The following is a 1,571-nucleotide window of genomic DNA, read 5'->3' on the forward strand; positions in this document are numbered from 1 at the left end:
TTCCTTATGTTAACATTTTCATGTTTCAATGTCAACTAAGTTTTTTTATTTCGTTTGTCGCTTTCTGCGTTTTTGCTATCGGCGACTTGTTCTATATTACACCTTAACAAATCAATCGTCAATACTTTTTATGTTTTTTATTTTATAAATTATAAAAGGTATTGAACTCTCTTAATTTCTAATCCATTCCTAATGATTCTTAAACTTGCATAGGAAGATTGTAGTTAAGTTATTAATCGTCAGTTTGCACTATCCAGCTTAATACTAATAATTTTCTAAAGAATAAATGTCAGCAAGTACATATATTAAGGATAGCATTTTTATTCTTATACATCCCAGCTAAAATCACCATTTCTTCCTTTCCTCTTACCTCTAGGGGGCTATAAAAAAACACCTCACTATATCTTCTTTACATTCACTAAATCGATGCGGAAACTCAAGTAATCTAATAAACTTGGGAGGCGTTATGAAATGCATGTTAATAGGAAGATAATTTATGTATCCCATGATGCCCATTTCACATTAGTCGATCCTACTCCAGATATCGGCTTATATAACGCCGGGGCTGATGTATATTTATTAACTTCAAGGGAAGACTCTTTTCCGAATGTTGTTTTAGAAGCATTAGATACAAAGGTTCCTGTTATAGGGTTTAAAAATGCTGGAGGTTTTGAGGATGTTGTTACGGAAAAAACTGGTGCCCTAGTAGACTTTTTAGATTTACCAAAAATGCTAGAAAGAAGATACGAATTTATTGGAGATGAAGGGTTACGATTACAAAGGGGGAGCTTTGGCCAAAAAATTATTAAAAAAATTCAATTTCCTTAATTACATTTATCAATTATTAGCTCTTTTCGAACATAATTACAAAAAGATTAGTGTAATTATACCAAACTATAATTACGAAACTTTTTTACCTGTCCAAGTCAAATCAATATTAAACCAAACCTACCCCCTTACGAACTAATCTTCCTAGACGATGCCTCTACTGACAAAAGTGTACCCACATTTGAAAAGCTGCTCTCACAAAAAAATAAGACCCATCTGAAAGTTCAACATATTGTTAATGATAAAAACTCTGGTTCTGTATTTAAACAATGGATAAAAAGAATCTCTGCAGCAACCGGTGATTATATTTGGATCGCAGAGGCCGATGACTTATGCGATAAGACATTTTTAACAGAAGTAATACAAGGGTTCCATATAAATAATGACGTTGCCTTAAGCTACACACAATCAAAGCAAATAGATGAACAAGGGAATATATTGGCCAATCATTATTTGGATTACACGAGTGATATCGATATAGAAAAATGGAAAACCCCTTATTTTCGAAAAGGCGTAGAAGAAATACAAGATACGCTACTTATCAAAAACACCATACATAATGTCTCAAGTGTAGTTTTTAAAAACATAGATATAAAAAAAACAGAAAAACAATTAGAAAAGTTTAAAAGGCAATTAACAAAGGTATGAAAGCATACAAAAAAGACGAGTCATTCTGACTCGTCTTAAAGTTGCTTGGCGACGTCCTACTCTCACAGGGACAAGGTCCCAACTACCATCGGCGC

Annotated in this window: 1 pseudogene; it reads left to right on the forward strand. The window is 32.9% G+C overall.

The annotated features are described in order from the left end of the window. Positions 1-504: 504 nt before the first annotated feature. Positions 505-1,455, forward strand: a pseudogene (locus tag MR109_RS29575) (glycosyltransferase); the annotation flags it as partial. Between the last annotated feature and the right edge of the window lie 116 nt (positions 1,456-1,571).

Source organism: Bacillus cereus group sp. BfR-BA-01310 (assembly GCF_022664325.1).
GTDB lineage: Bacteria > Bacillota > Bacilli > Bacillales > Bacillaceae_G > Bacillus_A > Bacillus_A paramycoides.